The following is a 22,560-nucleotide window of genomic DNA, read 5'->3' as shown; positions in this document are numbered from 1 at the left end:
CATGTCCGGGGACAGCGCCGCTTCGGCTTCCGGCGGGCCCGGAACCCGGCCGGGGCGGCCTGTCGGCCGGGCGGCGGCGGGTGCGCGCTTCCGGAGGCTGTTCGAGGGCGGTCTGCTCCAGGGCGGGGTCCAGGGCAGCCCGGTCCTGCGGCTCTTCCTGCGCTGGGTGCGCCGTCCGCTGCTGCCGGTGATGCGGCTGTGGCGGCGCAACATCCAGCTCAGGGTCGTCGCCACCACCCTGCTGATGTCGCTGGGCGTCGTCCTGCTGCTGGGCTTCGTCGTGATCGGGCAGGTGCGCAACGGCCTGCTGGACGCGAAGGTGAAGGCGTCGCAGAGCCAGGCCACGGGCGGGTTCGCGGTGGCCAAGCAGAAGGCCGACGAGGCGGCGTCCGGGACCGGCGCCGGTGGCGGAGCCGGCACCGGTGACGGCGCGGCGACCGCGGACGGCCGGCAGTCGCAGAACGTCATCCAGTGGATGAGCGACCTCGTGGAGTCGCTGTCCAGCGGCGGCGCGGGCGCCTTCGACGTGGTGACGCTGCCCGTGGGCGACGACAGCGGCGGCGGGCGCAGCCCGCGCGGCTCCGGGAACGTCAACCCGACCTCCAGCGTGCCCGTCGACCTGCGCGAGCGGGTCAACAGCGGTACGACGGCCGTCCAGAGCAACACGCGGATCGTCTACTTCGGCGGCAAGGAATCGCAGCCGGGTCTCGTCATCGGCAAACAGGTCAACGACCCCAACGGCCGGCCGTACGAGCTGTACTACCTCTTCCCGCTGACGCAGGAGGAGAAGTCCCTGAGCCTGGTCAAGGGCACCCTCGCCACCGCGGGGCTGTTCGTCGTCGTCCTGCTCGGCGCCATCGCCTGGCTGGTGGTGCGGCAGGTCGTCACACCGGTGCGGATGGCGGCCGGGATCGCGGAGCGGCTGTCCGCCGGGCGGCTTCAGGAACGGATGAAGGTCACCGGCGAGGACGACATCGCGCGCCTGGGCGAGGCCTTCAACAAGATGGCGCAGAACCTCCAGGTCAAGATCCAGCAGATGGAGGATCTGTCGCGGATGCAGCGCCGGTTCGTCTCCGACGTCTCGCACGAGCTGCGCACCCCGCTGACCACCGTCCGGATGGCCGCGGACGTCATCCACGAGGCGCGCGAGGACTTCGATCCGGTGACCGCGCGGTCGGCCGAGCTGCTCGCCGACCAGCTGGACCGGTTCGAGTCGCTGCTCGCGGACCTGCTGGAGATCAGCCGCTTCGACGCCGGTGCCGCGGCGCTGGAGGCCGAGCCGATAGACCTCAGGGAGGTCGTCCGGCGGGTGGTGAGCGGCGCCGAGCCGCTCGCCGAGCGCAAGGGCACGCACATACGCGTGATCGGCGACCAGCAGCCCGTCGTCGCCGAGGCGGACGCCCGGCGCGTGGAGCGCGTGCTGCGCAACCTCGTCGTCAACGCGGTCGAGCACGGTGAGGGCAAGGACGTCGTCGTCAGGCTCGCCTCCGCCGGCGGTGCAGTGGCCGTCGCGGTGCGGGACTACGGCGTCGGCCTCAAGCCCGGTGAGGCGACCCGCGTCTTCAGCCGTTTTTGGCGGGCCGATCCGGCACGCGCGCGTACCACGGGCGGTACGGGCCTCGGGCTGTCGATCGCCCTGGAGGACGCGCGGCTGCACGGCGGCTGGCTTCAGGCCTGGGGCGAGCCGGGCGGCGGCTCCCAGTTCCGGCTGACGCTGCCCCGGACCGCGGACGAGCCGCTGCGGGGTTCGCCGATACCGCTGGAACCCAAGGACTCGCGCCGCAACCGCGGCCTCGACGCCGCCGGGCTGCCGCGCGGCGCCGAGGAGAAGCGGGCCACCGTGCCGGTGCAGCAGCCGGGCGCCCAGGCGCCCACGCTGCCGCCGCGGGCACCGATCGCGCCGCGGCTGTCGGCCACGGCCCCCGCCGCCGATCCGGCCGCCCTGCCCGGCAACGGCAACGGTGCGCGCGTGGTGCCCCGGCCCACCGGTGGCGCACGGCGGCCGGGCGACGGGCCGGCCGGACGCCCGGCGCCCGACGCGCGACAGGGCCGGCCGGACGCCGCCGCGCCGGAGGATACGACCGAGCCAGGGGAGGCATTTCGTGGCCGCTGACCGCGAGGGGGGCGCACGGCGGCGGCCGGTGCGCGCGGTGGCCTACGCCGCCTTGGGAGCCGTACTGCTGGCCGGTTGCGCCTCCATGCCCGACAGCGGGGACCTGCGGGATGTGGAGTCCACGCCGCGGCAGGACACCGGCGTCCGGGTGTTCGCCATGCCACCGGCCGACGGTGCGGGGCCCGGCGAGATCATGCAGGGCTTCCTCGAGGCGCTGACCAGCGACGACCCCGAGTACGACACGGCGCGCAAATACCTGACGGCCGACGCGGCGCACACCTGGCGGCCGGAGCGGTCCACCACCGTCCTCGCGAACGGGCCGAGCATCGAGACCGACTGCGGCCCGGGCGGCCGGGAGGAGGCCAACAGCGTCACCTGCGTGCTGGCCGGCAGCCGGGTCGCCACGGTCGACGCGCAGCAGGCCTACCAGCCCGCCAACGGCTCCTACCGCGAGAAACTGCACCTCACGAAGGATTCCAAGAGCGGGCAGTGGCGCATCGACGGACTGCCCGACGGCGTCGTCATGGGCAAGTCGGACTTCCAGCGGAACTACACGTCCGTCGACAAGTACTACTTCGCCTCCAATACGGCGGTCGGGGCGAGCGGGCAGCCGGTGGCGGTCGCCGACCCGGTGTTCGTGCGCAGCAAGGTGGACGCGATGACCCAGATGGTCCGCTCGCTGCTGAAGGGGCCCACCGCCTGGCTCGGGCCGGTGGTCAGGTCCAGTTTCCCGACCGGTACGGCTCTTCAGAAGGGCGTGTCCGGACTGGCGCCGGACGACCAGAACAAGCTGACCGTGGCCCTGAACCTCAAGGCGTCCCGGGTCGCGTCGGGCAAGTGCAGCGAGATGGCGACGCAGGTGCTGTTCACCCTGCGGAACCTGGCGCCGACGCTGGAGTCCGTCGAACTGCTGGGGACCGGCGGCGACCGGCTGTGCGAACTGACCGACGAACGCGCCGAGTCCGCGGCCTGGCACGGGGCGTCCAAGCGTCCCGAGTACGTGTACTTCATCGACGGCAAGCACCGGGTGGTCCGGATGCCGACCACGAGCACCGGCACCGGCTCCGTTCCGGTTCCGGGTCCGCTCGGTGAGGGCGGCAAGAAGATGCAGTCGGTGGCCGTGTCGCGGGACGAGCACGCCGCGGCCGGTGTCGCCGACGAGGGAAGGTCGCTGTACGTGACCTCGCTGGCGTCGGGCGGCTCCTTCGACGAGGCGCTGGTGAACAGCGCCGGTGCGACCCCCGCCGAGCGGCTGACCACCCCGAGCTGGGACGCCCGCGGCGACCTGTGGGTGGCCGACCGGGACCCGGACCGGACCCGGCTGTACGTCCTGGAACAGGGCGTCGGCAAACCGCAGCGGGTCGCCGTCCCGGACCTGTCCGGCCAGATCAAGGACGTGCGGGTGGCCGCCGACGGGGCACGGATCGCGCTGGTCGTGGAGAAGGACGGCAAGCAGTCCCTGTTCATCGGCCGGATCCAGCGCGACGACGGCACCGGGCAGGGCATCTCGGTGGACGGGCTCCGCTCGGCGACACCGGACCTGGAGAAGGTCAGCGCCATCTCCTGGGCCGGGGACAGCAGGCTGCTCGTCGTCGGCCAGGAGCAGGGTGGCGTGCAGCAGATGCGGTACGTCCAGGTCGACGGATCCACGCTCGACGGCCCGGCACCGGGCGCGCTCACCAGCGTCAAGGCGGTCGCCGCGTCCGAGGACGAGCGGGTGCCGCTGGTGGCCCACTCGGAGGACGGGATCGTCCGGCTGCCGTCCGGGGCGCAGTGGCAGAAGGTCGACAAGGACGGGACGGCGCCGGTCTATCCGGGGTGAGAATCAACCCCTGCGGGCTTGGGCCGCAGGGGTGAGTGGCGCGGTGTGCGCGGAGTTTTCCACAGGGCGTTGTCCACAGGGGTGGCCGGTCCGCGGCGGCGTTGGCACAGTAGGGGCATGCGGGGGTGGTGGCAGGACCTCACCGACCTGGTGCTGCCGGCCGACTGCGCGGGCTGCGGCGCACCTCGTACGGCGCTCTGTCCGCGGTGCCGGGCCACGCTGGGCCGGGGTGTGCCACGGCGGGCGCGACCGGTGCCGGAGCCGGCGGGGCTGCCGGTGGTGCACGCGGTGGCACCGTACGCGGCGGAGGTGCGTGCGCTGCTGCTCGCACACAAGGAGCGGGGCGCGCTGGCGCTCGCGGGAGTGCTGGGCACCGCGCTGGCGGCGGCCGTGCGCGCGGGGCTCGGCGAGGGCACCGGCGCCGGCCCCGGTGCCGCCGCCGGCTCGGCCGGGTGGGCGTCGCCCGAGCCCGTGCTGCTGGTTCCCGTGCCCTCCGCCCGGTGGGCCGTGCGGGCGCGTGGACACGATCCCGTGCGGCGGATGGCGTACGCGGCTGCCGGGGAGCTGCGGCGCACCGGGACGCCGGCCCGGGTGGCGGCCGTGCTGCGCCAGCGGCGGGCCGTGGCGGACCAGGCCGGGCTGGACGCGCGGCGACGCCTGGAGAACCTCGCCGGGGCGCTGGAGGTGGCCGTGGGAGGCGGCCGGCTGCTCGGTCCGGGCCCTGTCGTGCTCGTCGACGACCTCATGACGACGGGCGCCAGCCTCGCCGAGGCGGCGCGAGCCCTGCGCGAAGCGGCCGTATCCCGCCGTGATGGCAGGACGGTCGTGTATCGGGCCACAACTCGGGAAGATAGGGGGGAACGACGGGTCGGTGAACGGCCGGAGAGGAGTGAGTGGGTGCACGAGTGGGTGCACAGTGCATCGGAAAAGCGGGCGGTGAACGCCCTCGATCGGACGCTCCGTGCCGCCGTGATCGCCGCTCCTCGCGATTCTCTCGAAATAGTCAGGAACTGACCCCGGACTTGCATCGTTGCTGGTAGTGAGAAGGGTAATTCACCTGAACGGAGGTACGCAGTAGTAGAGGGTGACGACATCCGTCCGGGCGAGATATGTTCGGTTGTGAGGAAAGGCGCAGGCCACACCTCGCTTATCCGAATGCCGTGCCGCGGGTTTTCCACAATCACCCGCGGCGACGGGGGTGGAGATCTCGACCATGGGGGAGGAGGAGGTGGAAGTCACCGAGTCCGAGGTCCGGTGATCACCGGACCTGGTGCGAAAGGGAGACGCTCCGCCGATGCAGCGGAGCGATCCGGGAACGGAGTTCTGCGTGGACATCGTCGTCAAAGGCCGCAAGACCGAGGTGCCCGAGCGGTTCCGCAAGCACGTGGCCGAGAAGCTGAAGCTGGAGAAGATCCAGAGGCTCGATGCCAAGGTGATCAGCCTCGACGTCGAGGTGTCCAAGGAGCCGAACCCCCGACAGGCCGACCGCTGTGACCGAGTGGAGATCACGCTCCGCTCCCGCGGTCCGGTGATCCGGGCGGAGGCAGCGGCCAGCGACCCGTACGCGGCACTCGACCTGGCGGCGGAGAAGCTGGATGCCCGGCTGCGCAAGCAGCACGACAAGCGCTTCTCGCGGCGCGGCGCGCGCCGGATCCCCGCGGCGGAGGTCGCCGACCACGTCCCGGGCGCGGCGACACTCAACGGCAACGGCCTCCCCGTCCACGAGGAAGAGACGGACGGAGTGCCGACCAAGAAGATCGGTTCGCTCGAGGTCAAGGGCGAAGGCCCCCTGATCGTCCGGGAAAAGACCCACGTCGCCGCTCCGATGAGCCTCGACCAGGCCCTCTACGAGATGGAACTGGTCGGCCACGACTTCTACCTGTTCGTCGACTCCGAGACGAAGGAACCGAGCGTCGTCTACCGGCGGCACGCCTACGACTACGGCGTGATCCACCTCAGCACGGACCCGATGGTCGCCGAGGCGCAGCCCCCCGCGGCAGGTGGCACGCTGGGCGGCTGACCCGCCGGGCCGAAGCTGAGCCGGTGCCCCTGGAGCGCGTTGTGCGCCCCCAGGGGCACCGGTGTGCGACCACTTCGCGCCCCGCACGGCACCTCGGTGTCGCCCGAGCATGAAATCATGGCCGCACCGGCCCAACCGGTGGGTCGTTGCCTTGGGTTGGCGATGGCACAGGACCACAGGCCACAGCCTTCAGGGGGAGGAACGATGGCGGACACCTTCGGACCGATGCGGGACGGGGGCGCCGGCGACGATGTCATCGGCACGGGCCCGGACCCGGGCTCCGCACGCAAGGAGCCGATCAGAGTCCTGGTCGTGGACGACCACGCCCTCTTCCGGCGGGGCCTGGAGATCGTGCTCGCGGCCGAGGAGGACATCCAGGTCGTCGGCGAGGCGGGTGACGGCGCCGAGGCCGTCGACAAGGCCGCCGACCTGCTGCCCGACATCGTGCTGATGGACGTCCGCATGCCCAAGCGCGGCGGCATCGAGGCCTGCACCTCCATCAAGGAGGTCGCCCCCAGCGCGAAGATCATCATGCTGACGATCAGCGACGAGGAGGCCGACCTCTACGACGCGATCAAGGCGGGCGCGACCGGATACCTCCTCAAGGAGATCTCGACCGACGAGGTGGCCACCGCCATTCGCGCCGTGGCCGACGGGCAGTCGCAGATCAGCCCGTCGATGGCGTCCAAACTCCTCACCGAGTTCAAGTCGATGATCCAGCGCACCGACGAGCGCCGGCTGGTGCCCGCACCCCGGCTGACCGACCGGGAGCTGGAAGTCCTCAAACTGGTCGCCACCGGCATGAACAACCGGGACATCGCCAAGGAGCTGTTCATCTCCGAGAACACCGTGAAGAACCACGTCCGCAACATCCTGGAGAAGCTTCAGCTGCACTCCCGGATGGAGGCCGTGGTCTACGCGATGCGCGAGAAGATCCTGGAGATCCGCTAGCAGGGTCTTCGGCCCGCGGCGCCTACCCGAGGAGGGCGGTGAGTTCCCTGGTGAGGGGCTCGCGCAGCTCGGGGGCGTCCGCGCGCTCGACGCGGACGTCCGTGCAGTCCACCCATGCCGCCGCCTCGACCAGGGCCTGGGCGACCGCCGGAACCGCCTTCGGGCCGTCCAGGGTGACCTGCTTGGCCACCAGCGTGCGGCCCTCGCGCGCCGGGTCGACACGCCCGACCAGCCGGCCGCCGGCGAGCACCGGCATAGCGAAGTAGCCGTAGACCCGCTTCGGCTTGGGCACGTACGCCTCCAGCCGGTGGGTGAAGCCGAAGATCCGCTCCGTGCGCGCCCGCTCCCAGATCAGGGAGTCGAACGGCGACAGCAGCGTGGTGCGGTGCCGGCCGCGCGGCGGCGTCGCCAGGGCGGCCGGGTCGGCCCAGGCCGGCTTGGACCAGCCCTCGACCTCCACCGGCACCAGGCCCGAGTCCGCGATCACCGCGTCGACCTGCTCGCCCTTGAGACGGTGGTAGTCGGCGATGTCCGCGCGCGTGCCGACGCCGAGCGACTCGCCCGCCAGCCGGACCAGCCGGCGCAGGCACTCGGCGTCGTCCAGCTCGTCGTGCAGCAGGGCGCCCGGGACGGCACGCTCGGCGAGGTCGTACACCCGCTTCCAGCCGCGCCGCTCCACGCACACCACCTCGCCGTACATCAGCGCCCGCTCCACGGCGACCTTGGTGCCCGACCAGTCCCACCATTCGCTCGTCCTCTTCGCGCCGCCCAGCTCCGTGGCGGTCAGCGGGCCCTCCGCGCGCAGCTGCTTGACGACCTGGTCGTAGACGCCGTCGGGCAGTTCGTGGTTCCAGTGCGGGCGGTTGCGGTAGGCACGGCGGCGGAACGCGAAGTGCGGCCACTCCTCGATGGGCAGGAGGCAGGCCGCGTGCGACCAGTACTCGAAGGCGTGCGTGTCCGTCCAGTACGCGGCATCCACCGTCTTGCGGCCGACCGCTCCCAGCCTGGCGTACGGCACGAGTTCGTGGGAGCGGGCGAGGACAGAGATCGTGTCGAGCTGGACCGCGCCGAGGTGGCGCAGCACCCCCCGGACGCCCGCGCGACGGTCGGGCGCCCCGAGCAGGCCCTGGGCCCGCAGAGCGATCCGGCGGGCGTCGTCCGCGGTGAGGGTGGTGGTCGGGCGCGGAAGGGTCGTCATGCGTCGGACGATAGAGGGTGCCACTGACAGCCCGCCGCGAACTGCGCGTTCCCCCGGGACGAGCTGGGCGGGCACCGGCGACGGCGTTCGGACGAGCCGCCCGGGACGGACGGGGCGGACGCGCCGTCCCACCGGCACGCAGGCGCACGGCCGGACACCCGGGGCTCAGGAACGCGCGGGCAGGTACGGGGCCGTGGACGGCAGGCCCAGGTCCGACGGGAGCAGGGAGCCGATCCAGCAGTCGCGGCGCACGCCCTTGTTGTTGATGCCGGACCGCAGTGTGCCCTCGACGGCGAAGCCCGCGCGTTCGGCCACCGCGCGGGAGGCGTGGTTGCCGACCTCGGCCCGCCACTCGACACGGTCGACCCCGACCTCGGTGAAGATCCACCGGCAGGCGGTGAGCGTGGCCTCCACGACGTACCCGCGGCCGCGGTGCTCCTCGGCCGCCCAGTAGCCGACCTCGGCCGTGCCCAGCGAGCGCATCGTGAGGGCGAGCATGGCGGCCAGTTCGCCGCCGGTGAGGAACACGCCGAACGTGAACATCGACCCCTGCGACCATCCCTCGGGGACGATCTGCTGGGTGAAGCCGATGGCGTGCTCGGGCAGATAGGGCGAGGGGACCGTCGTCCAGCGCTGGATGTCGGGGTCCTGCACGGCCTCGTACACCGCGTCGGTGTCGCCGGGGCCGACCGGGCGCAGCAGGAGACGGTCCGTGGTGAGCGTGACGGGTTCCATCGCCCGATTGTGCTCGGGTCACCCCGTCGGAACCATGGATTTTCGCGATGCGTGAGCGGGTGATCACATTTCGCTCAATTCCTCCCGCCGGTGCGGCACTATCCCGCCGCACCGGCCGTTGTCCAGGGTGAAGCAGCCGTCGGGCCGCCAGGCCCTCCCGGCGCGGCCGGGTCCTCGCATACGATGGCCGTTGCTCAGTACGTCACATGGAAAACCGACCGTCCCAGGCCCGACCGGCAAGGAGACCAGCCCCCGTGTCCGTCCTCTCGAAGATCATGCGTGCAGGCGAAGGCAAGATCCTGCGCAAGCTGCACCGCATCGCGGACCAGGTCAACTCCATCGAAGAGGACTTCGTCGACCTCTCCGACGCCGAGCTGCGGGCCCTCACCGATGAGTACAAGCAGCGGTACGCCGACGGTGAGAGCCTGGACGACCTGCTCCCCGAGGCGTTCGCCACAGTGCGTGAGGCCGCCAAGCGCGTCCTCGGCCAGCGCCACTACGACGTGCAGCTGATGGGCGGCGCCGCGCTCCACCTCGGCTACGTCGCCGAGATGAAGACCGGTGAGGGCAAGACCCTCGTCGGCACCCTGCCCGCGTACCTGAACGCCCTGTCCGGAGACGGCGTCCACCTCATCACGGTCAACGACTACCTGGCCGAGCGTGACTCCGAGATGATGGGCCGCGTCCACAAGTTCCTCGGCCTCGACGTCGGCTGCATTCTCGCCAACATGACGCCGGCCCAGCGCCGCGAGCAGTACGCGTGCGACATCACCTACGGCACGAACAACGAGTTCGGCTTCGACTACCTGCGCGACAACATGGCGTGGTCGAAGGACGAGCTGGTGCAGCGCGGCCACAACTTCGCCATCGTCGACGAGGTCGACTCCATCCTCATCGACGAGGCCCGGACGCCGCTGATCATCTCCGGCCCGGCCGACCAGGCCACCAAGTGGTACGGCGACTTCGCCAAGCTGGTCACTCGCCTCAAGCGCGGCGAGGCGGGCAACCCGCTCAAGGGCATCGAGGAGACCGGCGACTACGACGTCGACGAGAAGAAGCGCACGGTCGCCATCCACGAGTCCGGTGTCAGCAAGGTCGAGGACTGGCTGGGCATCGACAACCTCTACGAGTCGGTGAACACCCCGCTCGTGGGCTACCTGAACAACGCCATCAAGGCCAAGGAACTGTTCAAGGGCGACAAGGACTACGTCGTCATCGACGGCGAGGTCATGATCGTCGACGAGCACACCGGCCGTATCCTCGCCGGCCGCCGCTACAACGAGGGCATGCACCAGGCGATCGAGGCGAAGGAAGGGGTGGACATCAAGGACGAGAACCAGACGCTCGCCACGATCACCCTGCAGAACTTCTTCCGCCTCTACAGCAAGCTCTCCGGCATGACCGGTACGGCGATGACCGAGGCCGCCGAGTTCCACCAGATCTACAAGCTCGGCGTGGTCCCGATCCCGACGAACAAGCCGATGATCCGCAAGGACCAGTCGGACCTGATCTACCGCACCGAGGTGGCCAAGTTCGAGGCGGTCGTCGACGACATCGCCGAGAAGCACGAGAAGGGCCAGCCGATCCTCGTCGGCACGACGTCCGTCGAGAAGTCGGAGTACCTCTCGCAGCAGCTCAGCAAGCGCGGCATCCAGCACGAGGTGCTGAACGCCAAGCACCACGAGCGCGAGGCGTCGATCGTCGCGCAGGCCGGCCGCCGGGGCGCGGTCACCGTGGCGACGAACATGGCCGGTCGTGGTACCGACATCAAGCTCGGCGGCAACCCGGAGGACCTCGCGGAGGCCGAGCTGCGCCAGCGCGGCCTCGACCCCGAGGAGCACATCGAGGAGTGGGCCGCGGCCCTGCCCGCCGCCCTGGAGAAGGCCGAGCAGGCCGTCAAGGCGGAGAAGGACGAGGTCGAGGACCTCGGCGGTCTGTACGTCCTCGGCACCGAGCGGCACGAGTCGCGGCGCATCGACAACCAGCTGCGCGGCCGTTCCGGCCGTCAGGGCGACCCGGGCGAGTCCCGGTTCTACCTCTCGCTCGGCGACGACCTGATGCGGCTGTTCAAGGCGCAGATGGTCGAGCGCGTGATGTCCATGGCCAACGTGCCGGACGACGTGCCGATCGAGAACAAGATGGTCACCCGCGCGATCGCGTCGGCGCAGTCGCAGGTCGAGACGCAGAACTTCGAGATCCGTAAGAACGTTCTGAAGTACGACGAGGTGCTCAACCGGCAGCGCGAGGTCATCTACGGCGAGCGCCGCCGCGTCCTGGAGGGCGAGGACCTGCACGAGCAGGTGCAGCACTTCATGGACGACACGATCGACGCGTACGTCTACGCCGAGACCTCCGAGGGCTTCCCCGAGGACTGGGACCTGGACCGGCTGTGGGGCGCCTTCAAGCAGCTCTACCCGGTGAAGGTCACCATCGACGAGCTGGAGGAGGCGGCCGGCGACCGGGCCGGTCTGACCGCCGAGTTCATCTCGGAGTCCATCAAGGAGGACATCCACCAGCAGTACGAGGCCCGCGAGGCGCAGCTCGGCTCCGAGATCATGCGTGAGCTGGAGCGCCGGGTCGTGCTGTCGGTCCTGGACCGCAAGTGGCGCGAGCACCTCTACGAGATGGACTACCTCCAGGAGGGCATCGGCCTGCGCGCGATGGCGCAGAAGGACCCGCTGGTCGAGTACCAGCGCGAGGGCTTCGACATGTTCACCGCGATGATGGACGGCATCAAGGAGGAGTCCGTCGGCTACCTGTTCAACCTGGAGGTCCAGGTCGAGCAGCAGGTCGAGGAGGTCCCGGTCGAGGAGGCCGAGCCGGTCGCCGAGGGTGTGCAGGACACGGTGCCGGCGCAGGCGGGCGCGCGTCCGGAGATCCGCGCGAAGGGGCTGGACGTTCCGCAGCGGCGGGATCTGCACTTCTCCGCGCCGACGGTGGACGGTGAGGGCGGCATCGTCGAGCGCGACCTGGAGGACGACGAGCCGGTGCGGTCCGAGTCGGACGGTCTGACGCGGGCGGAGCGGCGCAAGCAGGCCAAGGGCGGACGGCGCCGCAAGAAGTAGGCACCAGAGCCGATCTTCAGCAGGGCCGGGTCTCCTTCGGGGGCCCGGCCCTGCTGCGTTGCGTTGTCGTGCGGGGGGCGCGGGGGCGCGGGGGCCGGATACGGGTGCGGGGGTGTGGGTGCCGGTACGGGGTGCGTGGGCGCCGGTGTCGGGTGCCGGCACCGGGTGCGGGGGCTGGGCGGGGGTGGGGTCGCTTGCCCGCGCTGGCGGGGTGCCGCTGCGCCCACCCGTGCCGCCCCAGCGGCACGACTGCCCGCAGCTGCGGTGCGTAGAGCCGCGGCCCGCGGCTGCGGTGCCCTATGGGCCGACGGCCGCGGCAGTTCCCCCAGGGGCGCGGGGAACTGCGCGAGCAGCCATCACGCGCCCGCTGGCGCACGACCGCCCGGAGCGCTACGACTGGCCCGACCGCCCGCAGTGCCACGGCTGCACGACTGGCGTGACCGTCCGCAGCGTTGCGGCGGCAGGACTGGCTCCGTCCGGAGTTGGTACGCGGTACGGCCGGCGCGGGTGCCCGTGGGGGCTACGGCGGGCGTGTGTGGCTGCGGGGACGTCGGCTCAGTGGCCCGTAGGGCTACCGGTTTCCACCGCTGTGCAGCGCCAGCGGAGGTCCTTGCCCAGTTCCAGGCGGAAGGCCATCGCCCGTAGTTGGTCCCCGGCGGCGATGCGGGCGAAGACCTCCAGGGCGCCTTCGCTGGGGACGTAGTAGCCGATGTCATGGACGACCGGGCGGGTGCCCCGGGTGCGCAGGGGGCTGCGTTCGGCCAGGCGGGCCAGATCGTCGTAGGCGCGGCCCGCCGTGTGCCGGAGCATCCAGTGGACGGGCCGCTGGCCGCTCAGGACGGCCAGCAGGCGGTCCGCGAACACGTCGGTCGGCCGGGACTGCCGTACGGCCCTCTCGGGCGCTGTGCCGGGCTGTCCTGCGGCCCTCCCCGGAGTTGTGCCGGATTGCCGGTGTGCGTGCGTCTCCGGGGCTGTGGTGGGCCTCTCCTGGCCTGTCGTGGTCGTCGGGCGGGTGGGTGTGCGGGGTGGGGCGCCGCCGGGGCGACGGGTGTCGCGGCGGGTCGGCGGGCGGTGCCGCGGGCGGGGCCGGGCGGTGCGGCTCATGACCTTGTTCATAGGAGTCCCCGTTCGGCGGGGCCCGGTTGATACCGGGCGGTAACTTGCTGGTGGGGATCTTGTACGGGGCGCGGAAGGGGCTCGCAAGGAAGGGACGGCGGGCGGCACAGGGCCCGCAACGTTCACCTATCCGAGGGGTGCGGGAGCCTCCGGACCCCATGGGCAAGCGGCGGGAGAGGGTGAATCGCGGGCGCGGAGTGGACGCTTCCGCGGGCGCGGGCGGGGACTCGAAAGGGGACGGGCGCACGTATCCTGACTAGGCCCTCCGGAGACGCGCCAGCCGCTCTCCCCGGGGCCCCAGCGGAGCCCTTGACCAGGAAAGAGCGGCCAGCATGCGCGTCTACGTCCCCCTGACCCTCCCCGCTCTCGCCGAGGCGCACAAGACGGGTGAGCTGGGGAGCGGCCCGTTCGGTGCGTACGCCATCACGCCCGCCCTGCGCGAGTGGTACCTCTCCGAGGACGTCGAGGAGCTGGAGTACGCGGCGCTCGGCCGGGCCGCGCTGGCCTCGCTGCGACTGCTGGCGGCGGACGCGGGAGCGGTGCGGCGCCGGGTCGTGGTCGCCGTGGACGTGTCCGACGGTGCCGTGAGCGCCGGCCCCGGCCGGGGGCCCGAACCGTCCGACCTCGGCGAGGTCACCGTGACGGTCTCGGTGCCGCTCGCGAAGGCGGCCTCCGTGCACGTGGACGCCGAGGACGCGGAGCCGGACGTGGCCGCGGCGGCGGACGCGCTGGCGGCCGCGGACGGCGGGGACGACGACGCGCAGTCCGTCGTGGACGGGGCGGACGACCACGAGTTGCTGTGGTTCGCCACACAGGAGATCCCCGGCCTGGTCGGACAGAGCTGACCTCGGCCGGTGCGGGGACGGGCTGAGCCGGGTGGCGTCCCGGTGTCAGTGGGTGCGGGTACGGTCTTGGACATGGGGATGCACGACAGGGCGCACATCGTCTGGGACTGGAACGGGACGCTGTTCCACGACAATGACGCCATCATCGGGGCGACGAACGCCGCCTTCGCCGAGCTGGGGCTCGCGCCGATCACGCTGGAGCAGTACCGCTCGCTGTACTGCGTGCCGGTGCCGAAGTTCTACGAGCGGCTGCTCGGCCGGCTGCCGTCCGACGCCGAGTGGGAGCTGATGGACGGGGTCTTCCACCGTTACTACGCCGAGCACCGGGTACGGTGCGGGCTCACCGAGGGGGCGGAGGAGCTGCTCGCGGGGTGGCGGTCGGCGGGACACAGTCAGTCGCTGCTGAGCATGTACGGGCACGAGGAGCTGGTGCCGCTGGTGCGGGGCTTCGGCATCGAGGCGCACTTCATACGCGTCGACGGGCGTACCGGGCCGTCCGGTGGCAGCAAGGCCGAGCACATGGTCCGGCACCTGGAGGCCCTTGCCGGTGTGGTGGAGCCGGCGCGGACCGTGGTGATCGGGGACGCGGCGGACGACGCGCTCGCCGCCCGGCACGTGGGCGCGCGGGCCGTGCTGTACACCGGCGGATCGCACAGCCGGGCGAGCCTGGTGGACGCGGGGGTACCGGTGGTGGACACGCTCGCCGAGGCAGTGGCGGAGGCCCGGAGGGTGGCCGCGTAGCGAGGGTGCCCGGTAGCGGGGCTGTCCGGTGGCAGGGCTGTCTGGTAGCGGCTGGTGGCGGGGCTGTCCGGTGGCGGGGCTGTGCGTTGAGCCCCTGGCCCCGCCCTCCGTCAGTTCGCCGGTGCCGTCGTGCGGAGTACTTTGATGAACTCCCGCATCCATGCCGGATGGTCGGGCCATGCCCGGGCGGAGACCAGCGTGCCGTCGACGACCGCCTCGGCGTCCTGGAAACCCGCTCCGGCGGCCTGCATGTCCGGCTCCAGCGCGGGGTACGCCGTGACCCGGCGGCCCCGCAGCGAGTCGATCGCGGCGGTGAGCAGCGGACCGTGGCAGATCTGCGCGACGGGCTTGTCCGCGTCGAAGAAGGCCTTGAGGATCTTGCGCAGCTCGGGATCGTTGCGCAGGTACTCGGGGGCCCGGCCGCCGGGGATGACCAGGGCCGCGTACTCACCCGGGTCGACCTCGGAGAAGCCCAGGTCCGCGGGCCAGGTGTAGCCGGGTTTCTCGGTGTAGGTGTCGTAGCCGGGTTCGAAGTCGTGGACGACGAAGCGGAGCGTCTTGCGGGTGGGGGCCGCGATGTGGACCTCGTAGCCCTCCTCGCGCAGCCGCTGGTAGGGATAGAGGACTTCCAGGGACTCCGCTGCGTCGCCGGTGACGATGAGGATCTTCGTGGGCATGTCGGCTCCTCGGGGCAGACTCCGGGCTCTGCGGATGGAACGCTGGGCCGTGCGGTGGAACTCTTGGGCACCCTGCCCCCGCCGGGCGCGCTTGCCAAGAGGGCCTGGTGCTTTTCAGGGTGCGACCGGCGGCGCGGGGACGCGACCGGATACGTCACCTACGTCACCCGCCCCCGACCCGCCGCTGTGCAGAACGTCAAACTTCACCCCTCGGTTTTGTACACATACGGCTCATGACGGACCCGGGGTGAGTGGCGATAGCCTTGTGGCGTGATCAGCGCGATATCTCGCGGGGGCAATCGTGCTCCCGCCCTGCGCCCGGGCTGCACGGAACACCTCCGTGACCGGGCGACGATCGCTGGTCTTCGCGGGCGGGGCGGGGGCACCGAGGCCCCCGGGGCGCCGAGGACGATCCGGGCCGAGACGCTGCCGAGAGCAGCGTCACATCCGGCGGACGTCCCGACAATGGCCGAATTCCCCCCGCTCATCTCACCTCGCGGCATACCGTCGGAACCGACCGGACACCCCGGGCCGTGGCGTTGTGTCGCAAGGGAAGAGACCGTACTTCCTTCTACGTCACGCAACGGCGCGCGACAGGAGCCAGAGGACAATGCAGACCAAGCTGGACGAAGCCAAGGCCGAGCTGCTCGAGAGGGCCGCACGGGTAGCTGAGAACAGCCCGGTCGGGGGGCACCTACCGACCGGGACGACGAGCGAGGGCACCCCCGGCACCCCGGACAGCGAATCCGTGCTCGCGTTCCTCCAGCGTTACTACCTGCACACCGCCCCGGAGGACCTCTCCGACCGCGAGCCGGACGACGTCTTCGGCGCGGCGGTCTCGCACTACCGTCTCGCCGAGACCCGCCCGCAGGGCACCGCGAACGTCCGGGTGCACACGCCGACCGTGGAAGAGAACGGCTGGACCTGCAGCCACTCCGTGGTGGAGGTCGTCACCGACGACATGCCCTTCCTCGTCGACTCCGTGACGAACGAGCTGACCCGGCAGGGACGCGGCATCCACGTCGTCATCCACCCGCAGTTCGTCGTCCGGCGTGATCTGACCGGCAAGCTGATCGAGGTCCTGCCGACCCCGCCCACCGGCGACCTCCCGCATGACGCGCACGTCGAGTCCTGGATCCACGTAGAGATCGACCGGGAGACCGACCGCGCCGACCTGAAGCAGATCACCGCCGACCTGCTGCGCGTCCTGTCCGACGTCCGGGAGGCCGTCGAGGACTGGGAGAAGATGCGGGACACGGCGATCCGGCTCGCCGACGGCCTGGAGGGCGAGCCCGCCCCCGCCGACCTGCCCGGGCCCGAGGTCGAGGAGGCCCGCGAGCTGCTGCGCTGGCTGTCCTCGGACCACTTCACCTTCCTCGGCTACCGCGAGTACCAGCTGCGCGACGACGACACGCTCGCCGCCGTCCCCGGCACCGGTCTCGGCATACTGCGCTCGGACCCGCAGCACGCCGAGGACGACCAGCACCCGGTCAGCCCCTCCTTCGAACGCCTCCCCGCCGACGCCCGCGCCAAGGCCCGCGAGCACAAGCTGCTCGTGCTGACCAAGGCCAACAGCCGCGCCACCGTGCACCGGCCGTCGTACCTGGACTACATCGGCGTCAAGAAGTTCGACGCGGACGGCAACGTCGTCGGCGAGCGCCGCTTCCTGGGCCTGTTCTCCTCCGCCGCCTACACCGACTCCGTGCGCCGGGTCCCGGTGGTCCGCCGCAAGGTCGACGAGGTGCTGCACCGCGCCGGCTTCTCGCCCAACAGCCACGACGGCCGCGACCTGCTCCAGATCATGGAGACCTACCCGCGCGACGAGCTGTTCCAGACGCCCGTCGCCGAGCTCCAGTCGATCGTGACGAGCGTCCTCTACCTCCAGGAGCGCCGCCGGCTACGGCTGTACCTGCGCCAGGACGAGTACGGCCGCTACTACTCGGCCCTCGTCTACCTCCCGCGCGACCGCTACACCACCGGTGTCCGGCTGCGGATCATCGACATCCTGAAGGAGGAGCTCGGCGGCATCAGCGTCGACTTCACCGCCTGGAACACCGAGTCGATCCTGTCCCGGCTGCACTTCGTCGTCCGGGTCCCGCAGGGCACCGAACTGCCCGAGCTCTCGGACTCCGACAAGGAGCGCATCGAGGCCCGCCTGGTCGAGGCGGCCCGCTCCTGGGCCGACGCGTTCGCCGAGGCGCTGACCGCCGAGTGCGGCGAGGAGCACGCGGCCGAGGTGCTGCGCCGCTACAACCACGCCTTCCCCGAGGGCTACAAGGCCGACCACAGCCCGCGGGCCGCGGTCGCCGACCTGGTCCACCTCGAGCAGCTCAGCGAGGACAAGGCCTTCTCGCTGAGCCTGTACGAGCCGGTGGGTGCCGCGCCCGACGAGCGCCGCTTCAAGATCTACCAGAAGGGCGGCACGGTCTCCCTCTCCAAGGTGCTGCCGGTGCTGAGCCGCCTCGGCGTCGAGGTCACCGACGAGCGGCCCTACGAGCTGCGCTGCGCGGACCGCACCACCGCCTGGATCTACGACTTCGGCCTGCGCATGCCGAGGTCGCTCGGCGGCGGCAACGGCGACTACCTGGGCGACGACGCCCGTGAGCGGTTCCAGGAGGCGTTCGCCGCGACCTGGACCGGCAAGGCCGAGAACGACGGCTTCAACGCCCTCGTGCTCAGCGCCGGGCTGACCTGGCGGCAGGCGATGGTGCTGCGCGCCTACGCCAAGTACCTGCGGCAGGCGGGCTCGACCTTCTCGCAGGACTACATGGAGGACACCCTCCGCAACAACGTCCACACCACCCGGCTCCTCGTCTCCCTGTTCGAGGCCCGGATGTCCCCGGAGCGGCAGAAGGCCGGGCTCGAGATCACCGACGCCCTGCTGGAGGAGCTGGACGCGGCCCTGGAGCAGGTGGCCAGCCTCGACGAGGACCGCATCCTGCGGTCGTTCCTGACCGTCATCAAGGCGACCCTGCGCACGAACTTCTTCCAGGAGGCGCTCGGCGGCACGCCGCACGACTACGTCTCCATGAAGTTCGACCCGCAGGCCATCCCGGACCTGCCCGCGCCGCGCCCGGCGTACGAGATCTGGGTGTACTCGCCGCGGGTGGAGGGCGTGCACCTGCGCTTCGGCAAGGTCGCCCGAGGCGGTCTGCGCTGGTCCGACCGGCGTGAGGACTTCCGCACGGAGATCCTCGGCCTGGTCAAGGCGCAGATGGTGAAGAACACCGTCATCGTGCCGGTCGGCGCCAAGGGCGGCTTCGTCGCCAAGCAGCTGCCCGACCCGAGCGTCGACCGTGACGCCTGGCTGGCCGAGGGCGTCGCCAGCTACAAGACCTTCATCTCGGCGCTGCTCGACATCACCGACAACATGGTGGCCGGCGAGGTCGTGCCGCCGCAGGACGTCGTCCGGCACGACGGCGACGACACCTACCTGGTGGTCGCCGCCGACAAGGGCACCGCGACCTTCTCGGACATCGCCAACGGGGTCGCCGAGCAGTACAACTTCTGGCTCGGCGACGCCTTCGCCTCCGGCGGCTCGGCCGGTTACGACCACAAGGGCATGGGCATCACCGCGCGCGGCGCCTGGGAGTCCGTGAAGCGGCACTTCCGCGAGCTGGGCGTGGACACGCAGAGCGAGGACTTCACGGTCGTCGGCATCGGTGACATGTCCGGTGACGTGTTCGGCAACGGCATGCTGCTCTCCGAGCACATCCGCCTGGTCGCCGCCTTCGACCACCGGCACATCTTCATCGACCCCAACCCGGACGCGGCCACCTCCTACGCCGAGCGCCGCCGCCTGTTCGAGCTGCCCCGCTCCAGCTGGGCCGACTACGACACCGAGCTGCTGTCGGCGGGCGGCGGGATCTTCCCGCGCAGCGCCAAGTCGATCACCCTCAACAGCCACATCCGCGAGGCCCTCGGCATCGAGGACAAGGTCACCAAGATGACCCCGGCCGACCTGATGAAGGCGATCCTCAAGTCGCCGGTGGACCTGCTGTGGAACGGCGGCATCGGGACGTACGTGAAGGCGTCCTCGGAGTCGAACGCCGACGTCGGCGACAAGGCCAACGACGCCATCCGCGTCGACGGCAGCGACCTGCGGGTCAAGGTCGTCGGCGAGGGCGGCAACCTGGGTCTGACCCAGCTCGGCCGCATCGAGTTCGCGACGCACGGCGGCAAGATCAACACCGACGCGATCGACAACAGCGCCGGCGTGGACACCTCCGACCACGAAGTGAACATCAAGATCCTGCTGAACGGCCTCGTCGCCGAGGGCGACATGACCGTCAAGCAGCGCAACAAGCTGCTCGCCGAGATGACGGACGAGGTCGGCGCGCTGGTCCTGCGCAACAACTACGCGCAGAACACCGCCCTGGCCAACGCCCTGTCCCAGGCCAGCTCCATGCTCCACGCCCAGCAGCGGTTCCTCCGCCACCTGGTGCGCGAGGGCCACCTGGACCGGGCGCTGGAGTTCCTGCCGACCGACCGGCAGATCCGTGACCGGCTCTCCCAGGGCCACGGCCTGACCAGCCCGGAGACGGCCGTCGTGCTGGCGTACACGAAGATCACGGTCTCCGAGGAGCTGCTGCAGACCACGCTGCCGGACGACCCGTACCTGCGCGGCCTGCTGCACGCGTACTTCCCGACGGCCCTGCGCGAGCGCTTCGGCGAGGCCATCGACAACCACCCGCTGCGCCGTGAGATCACCACGACCGTGCTGGTCAACGACACGGTCAACACGGGCGGCACGACGTATCTGCACCGCCTGCGCGAGGAGACCGGCGCCTCCCTGGAGGAGATCGTCCGCGCCCAGACCGCGGCCCGCGCGATCTTCTGCTCGGCACCGGTGTGGGACGCGGTCGAGGCCCTGGACAACTCGGTCGACGCGGCCGTCCAGACCCGCATCCGGCTGCACTCGCGCCGCCTGGTCGAGCGCGGCACGCGCTGGCTGCTCAACAACCGGCCGCAGCCGCTCGAACTCGCCGAGACCGTCGAGTTCTTCGCCGAGCGGGTCGCGCGGGTCTGGCAGGAGCTGCCGAAGCTGCTCAAGGGCGCGGACCTGGAGTGGTACCAGCACGTGTACGACGAGCTGTCCGCGGCCGGCGTCCCGGACGAACTCGCCACCCGCGTGGCCGGCTTCTCCTCCGCCTTCCCGGCGCTCGACATCGTGTCGGTGGCCGACCGCATGGGCAAGGAGCCGCTGGACGTCGCCGAGATCTACTACGACCTCGCCGACCGGCTGGACATCACCCAGCTGATGGACCGCATCATCGAGCTGCCCCGCGAGGACCGCTGGCAGTCCATGGCCCGCGCCTCCATCCGCGAGGACCTGTACGCGGCCCACGCGGCGCTCACGGCGGACGTCTTCGCCGTCGGCAACGGCACCTCGACGCCCGAACAGCGCTTCAAGTCGTGGGAGCAGAAGAACAGCGCGATCCTGGGCCGGGCCCGCACCACCCTGGACGAGATCCGCGGTTCGGACTCCTTCGACCTCGCCAACCTGTCGGTGGCGATGCGCACGATGCGGACGCTGCTGCGCACGCACTCGTAGCCGTACGGCACGAAGAAGGCGCCCCGGACCACATCATGGCCCGGGGCGCCTTCTTCATGCGGGGGCTGTAGGGTCGGTGAACGATGCACACCGTGCCGTCCGATACCGAACCGGAGCGCCGTACGGCACCGGCGCGAGGCTCCGCGGCGGGTGCCGGCCGGATGCTCGCGCAGGCCGCCGCCGCGCTCGTCGTGGCTCTGCTGCTGCTGGTCGTCGTCCGCCTGCCCTGGGCGGGCGACCTCGGCATGCACGCCGCCACCGTCCAACGCCTGCGCCACAGCCTGCTGCACCCCGGCAACCCGCTGGTCGACGCCGGCACGCCGAGCCCGTACTACTCACCGTGGATGCTGCTGCTCGGCGTCGTCGCCAGACTGACGGGCCTGTCGGTGTTCGTGGTCCTGCGCCTGGCCGCGCTCGCCGGACTGGGGCTGCTGGTGACCGGCGTCCTGCGCTACGTCCGTACCCTGAGCGCCCATCGTGCCGCCCCCGCCCTGGCCCTGCTGAGCCTGCTGTTCCTCTGGGGCCCCACGCTGTTCAACTGGAGCGGCTTCCTCGGGCTGAACTCCCTCGCGCTGACGGTGGCGTATCCCAGTGTGTTCGCGCTCGGCCTCGCCTTCCACTTCTGGGCGTGGCTGACGGGCGCGGTGCGCGGGCAGGCCGGGTGGGGGGTCTGGCTCGGGCTCGGGGCGCTGTGGGCGCTGATCCTGCTGTGCCACCAGTTCACCGGCGTGGTGACGTCCATCGGCGGCCTCGCCATGCTGCTCGCGGCCCGGCCGGCCCGGACGGTGCTGCTCCGGCTCGGCGCCGCGCTGGCCCTGGGGCTGCTGGTGCTGTGGCTCTGGCCGTACTACGACTTCTTCGCGCTGTTCTCCGCGGGGGCGGACCTGGAGGCCATCCACCAGCCGCTGTACCAGGACCTGGCCGCGCGGTTCGGGCTCGTGCTGCTCGGGGTCGCGGCGCTCGGACTGCGGTGGCGGCGGGACCACCGGGACCCGCTGGTCCTCTTCTTCGCCCTCGGTGCGCTGGTGTTCGCGGCCGGGGGGCTGACCGGGCACTACTCCTGGGGCCGTGCCCTGCCCGCCGCGCTGATCCCGGCGCAGCTCGCGGCCGCGCTGGAGGTCGTGTCCGCGGGACGCCGGGCGGTGCGCAGGGCATGGGCGTGCGTGCTGCTCGCCGCGCTGGCGGTGGGGGCGTGGACGCAGGCCGGGACGCTCGGGTACGTGACGGGGCGGGACGCGCTGCCCGGTGTGGTCGCGGAGAAGTACCGGACGCCGTGGGTGGGGTACCACTGGATCATGCGGGCCGGGGTGAAGTACGGGGACGTGGTGATGACCGGCATGTGGCCGGCCCGGCAGATCCCCGCGTACGGGCCGTACACCGTGGCGCCGGGGTATCCGGATGTGTTCCTGAAGGACGCGGGGCGGCGGGAGGCCGCGGTGGCGCGGTACTTCGCGGCGGACACGTCGGGTGAGGCGCGGCGGGGGATTCTGCGGGAGTACGGGGTGAAGTGGGTCGTGGGGGACGGGGCGGCCGCGGCACCGTGGCTGCGGAAGGTGGCCGCCGGGCCGGGCGGGAAGGTCCTGTACCGGGTGGTGCCCTGAGCCGCGTGGCGGGTGGGGTCGCTTGCCGGCGCTGACAGGGTGCCGCTGCGCCCACCCGTGCCGGCCCAGCGGCACGACTGCCCGCAGCTGGGTTGCTGCGGGGCCACCGTGCCGGCCCAGCG

At 71.5% G+C, this 22,560-nt stretch carries 14 protein-coding genes; 10 read left to right on the top strand and 4 right to left on the bottom strand.

Translation table 11 applies throughout. The annotated features are described in order from the left end of the window. The first annotated feature begins 1 nt into the window (after position 1). The 5 genes from mtrB to JK361_RS12475 all read left to right on the top strand — a co-directional run bounded on the left by mtrB (position 2) and on the right by JK361_RS12475 (position 6,906). Positions 2–2,113 carry an MtrAB system histidine kinase MtrB gene (gene mtrB / locus JK361_RS12495; protein WP_201815948.1) on the top strand — a complete coding sequence of 704 codons (2,112 nt, stop codon included), beginning with the start codon at positions 2–4 and terminating at the stop codon, positions 2,111–2,113. Further along, positions 2,103–3,935, top strand: a complete 1,833-nt coding sequence (locus tag JK361_RS12490; protein ID WP_201815934.1) for an LpqB family beta-propeller domain-containing protein — start codon at positions 2,103–2,105, stop codon at positions 3,933–3,935. The genes mtrB and JK361_RS12490 overlap by 11 nt, the downstream gene beginning before the upstream one ends. Before the next feature lie 117 nt (positions 3,936–4,052). Further along, positions 4,053–4,949, top strand: coding sequence for a ComF family protein (locus JK361_RS12485; protein WP_201815931.1), 897 nt, complete (start codon positions 4,053–4,055; stop codon positions 4,947–4,949). Positions 4,950–5,262: 313 nt separating this feature from the next. After that, positions 5,263–5,955 carry a ribosome hibernation-promoting factor, HPF/YfiA family gene (gene hpf, locus JK361_RS12480; RefSeq protein ID WP_372448707.1) on the top strand — a complete coding sequence of 231 codons (693 nt, stop codon included), beginning with the start codon at positions 5,263–5,265 and terminating at the stop codon, positions 5,953–5,955. A gap of 204 nt (positions 5,956–6,159) precedes the next feature. Continuing rightward, positions 6,160–6,906 (top strand): response regulator, encoded by a 747-nt coding sequence (locus JK361_RS12475; protein ID WP_201815927.1) that lies wholly within the window; start codon positions 6,160–6,162, stop codon positions 6,904–6,906. Positions 6,907–6,928: 22 nt separating this feature from the next. Here the strand turns inward: JK361_RS12475 and JK361_RS12470 are convergent, their stop codons facing one another. Together JK361_RS12470 and JK361_RS12465 are read right to left on the bottom strand one after the other, a co-directional pair. Then, the gene (locus JK361_RS12470; protein ID WP_201815925.1) at positions 6,929–8,104 is read right to left on the bottom strand and encodes a winged helix-turn-helix domain-containing protein; all 1,176 of its coding nucleotides are present in this window, start codon (positions 8,102–8,104) and stop codon (positions 6,929–6,931) included. A 165-nt stretch (positions 8,105–8,269) separates the two neighbouring features. Beyond that, complete coding sequence (locus tag JK361_RS12465; RefSeq protein ID WP_201815923.1) at positions 8,270–8,839, bottom strand: GNAT family N-acetyltransferase; 570 nt, start codon at positions 8,837–8,839, stop codon at positions 8,270–8,272. Positions 8,840–9,093: 254 nt separating this feature from the next. On the opposite strand from JK361_RS12465, the gene secA reads away from it, so the two are divergent. Beyond that, entirely contained in the window at positions 9,094–11,904 is a 2,811-nt protein-coding gene (gene secA / locus JK361_RS12460; protein WP_201815921.1) for a preprotein translocase subunit SecA, read from the top strand. 555 nt (positions 11,905–12,459) lie between these two features. Here the strand turns inward: secA and JK361_RS12455 are convergent. Further along, positions 12,460–13,020 (bottom strand): Rv3235 family protein, encoded by a 561-nt coding sequence (locus JK361_RS12455; protein ID WP_201815917.1) that lies wholly within the window; start codon positions 13,018–13,020, stop codon positions 12,460–12,462. Positions 13,021–13,352: 332 nt separating this feature from the next. Between JK361_RS12455 and JK361_RS12450 the strand changes: the two genes are divergently transcribed. Together JK361_RS12450 and JK361_RS12445 are read left to right on the top strand one after the other, a co-directional pair. After that, positions 13,353–13,865: a DUF6912 family protein gene (locus tag JK361_RS12450; protein ID WP_201815915.1), complete on the top strand. Its 513-nt coding sequence runs from the start codon at positions 13,353–13,355 to the stop codon at positions 13,863–13,865. Positions 13,866–13,937: 72 nt separating this feature from the next. Beyond that, entirely contained in the window at positions 13,938–14,606 is a 669-nt protein-coding gene (locus JK361_RS12445; RefSeq protein WP_201815913.1) for an HAD family hydrolase, read from the top strand. A 110-nt stretch (positions 14,607–14,716) separates the two neighbouring features. Here the strand turns inward: JK361_RS12445 and JK361_RS12440 are convergent, their stop codons facing one another. After that, positions 14,717–15,283, bottom strand: a complete 567-nt coding sequence (locus tag JK361_RS12440; RefSeq protein WP_201815911.1) for a DJ-1/PfpI family protein — start codon at positions 15,281–15,283, stop codon at positions 14,717–14,719. Positions 15,284–15,893: 610 nt separating this feature from the next. Here JK361_RS12440 and JK361_RS12435 point away from each other — a divergent pair. Both JK361_RS12435 and JK361_RS12430 read left to right on the top strand, forming a co-directional pair. Further along, on the top strand, positions 15,894–20,837 hold the full coding sequence (locus JK361_RS12435; RefSeq protein WP_201815909.1) for an NAD-glutamate dehydrogenase: 4,944 nt from the start codon (positions 15,894–15,896) through the stop codon (positions 20,835–20,837). 161 nt (positions 20,838–20,998) lie between these two features. Further along, complete coding sequence (locus JK361_RS12430; RefSeq protein WP_201816168.1) at positions 20,999–22,438, top strand: hypothetical protein; 1,440 nt, start codon at positions 20,999–21,001, stop codon at positions 22,436–22,438. Positions 22,439–22,560 lie beyond the last annotated feature (122 nt).

Source organism: Streptomyces musisoli, assembly GCF_016741855.1.
GTDB classification, from domain to species: Bacteria; Actinomycetota; Actinomycetes; order Streptomycetales; family Streptomycetaceae; genus Streptomyces; species Streptomyces musisoli.
Note: the sequence above shows the minus strand (reverse complement) of the source record. Positions and strands in the feature narration are given on the sequence as shown.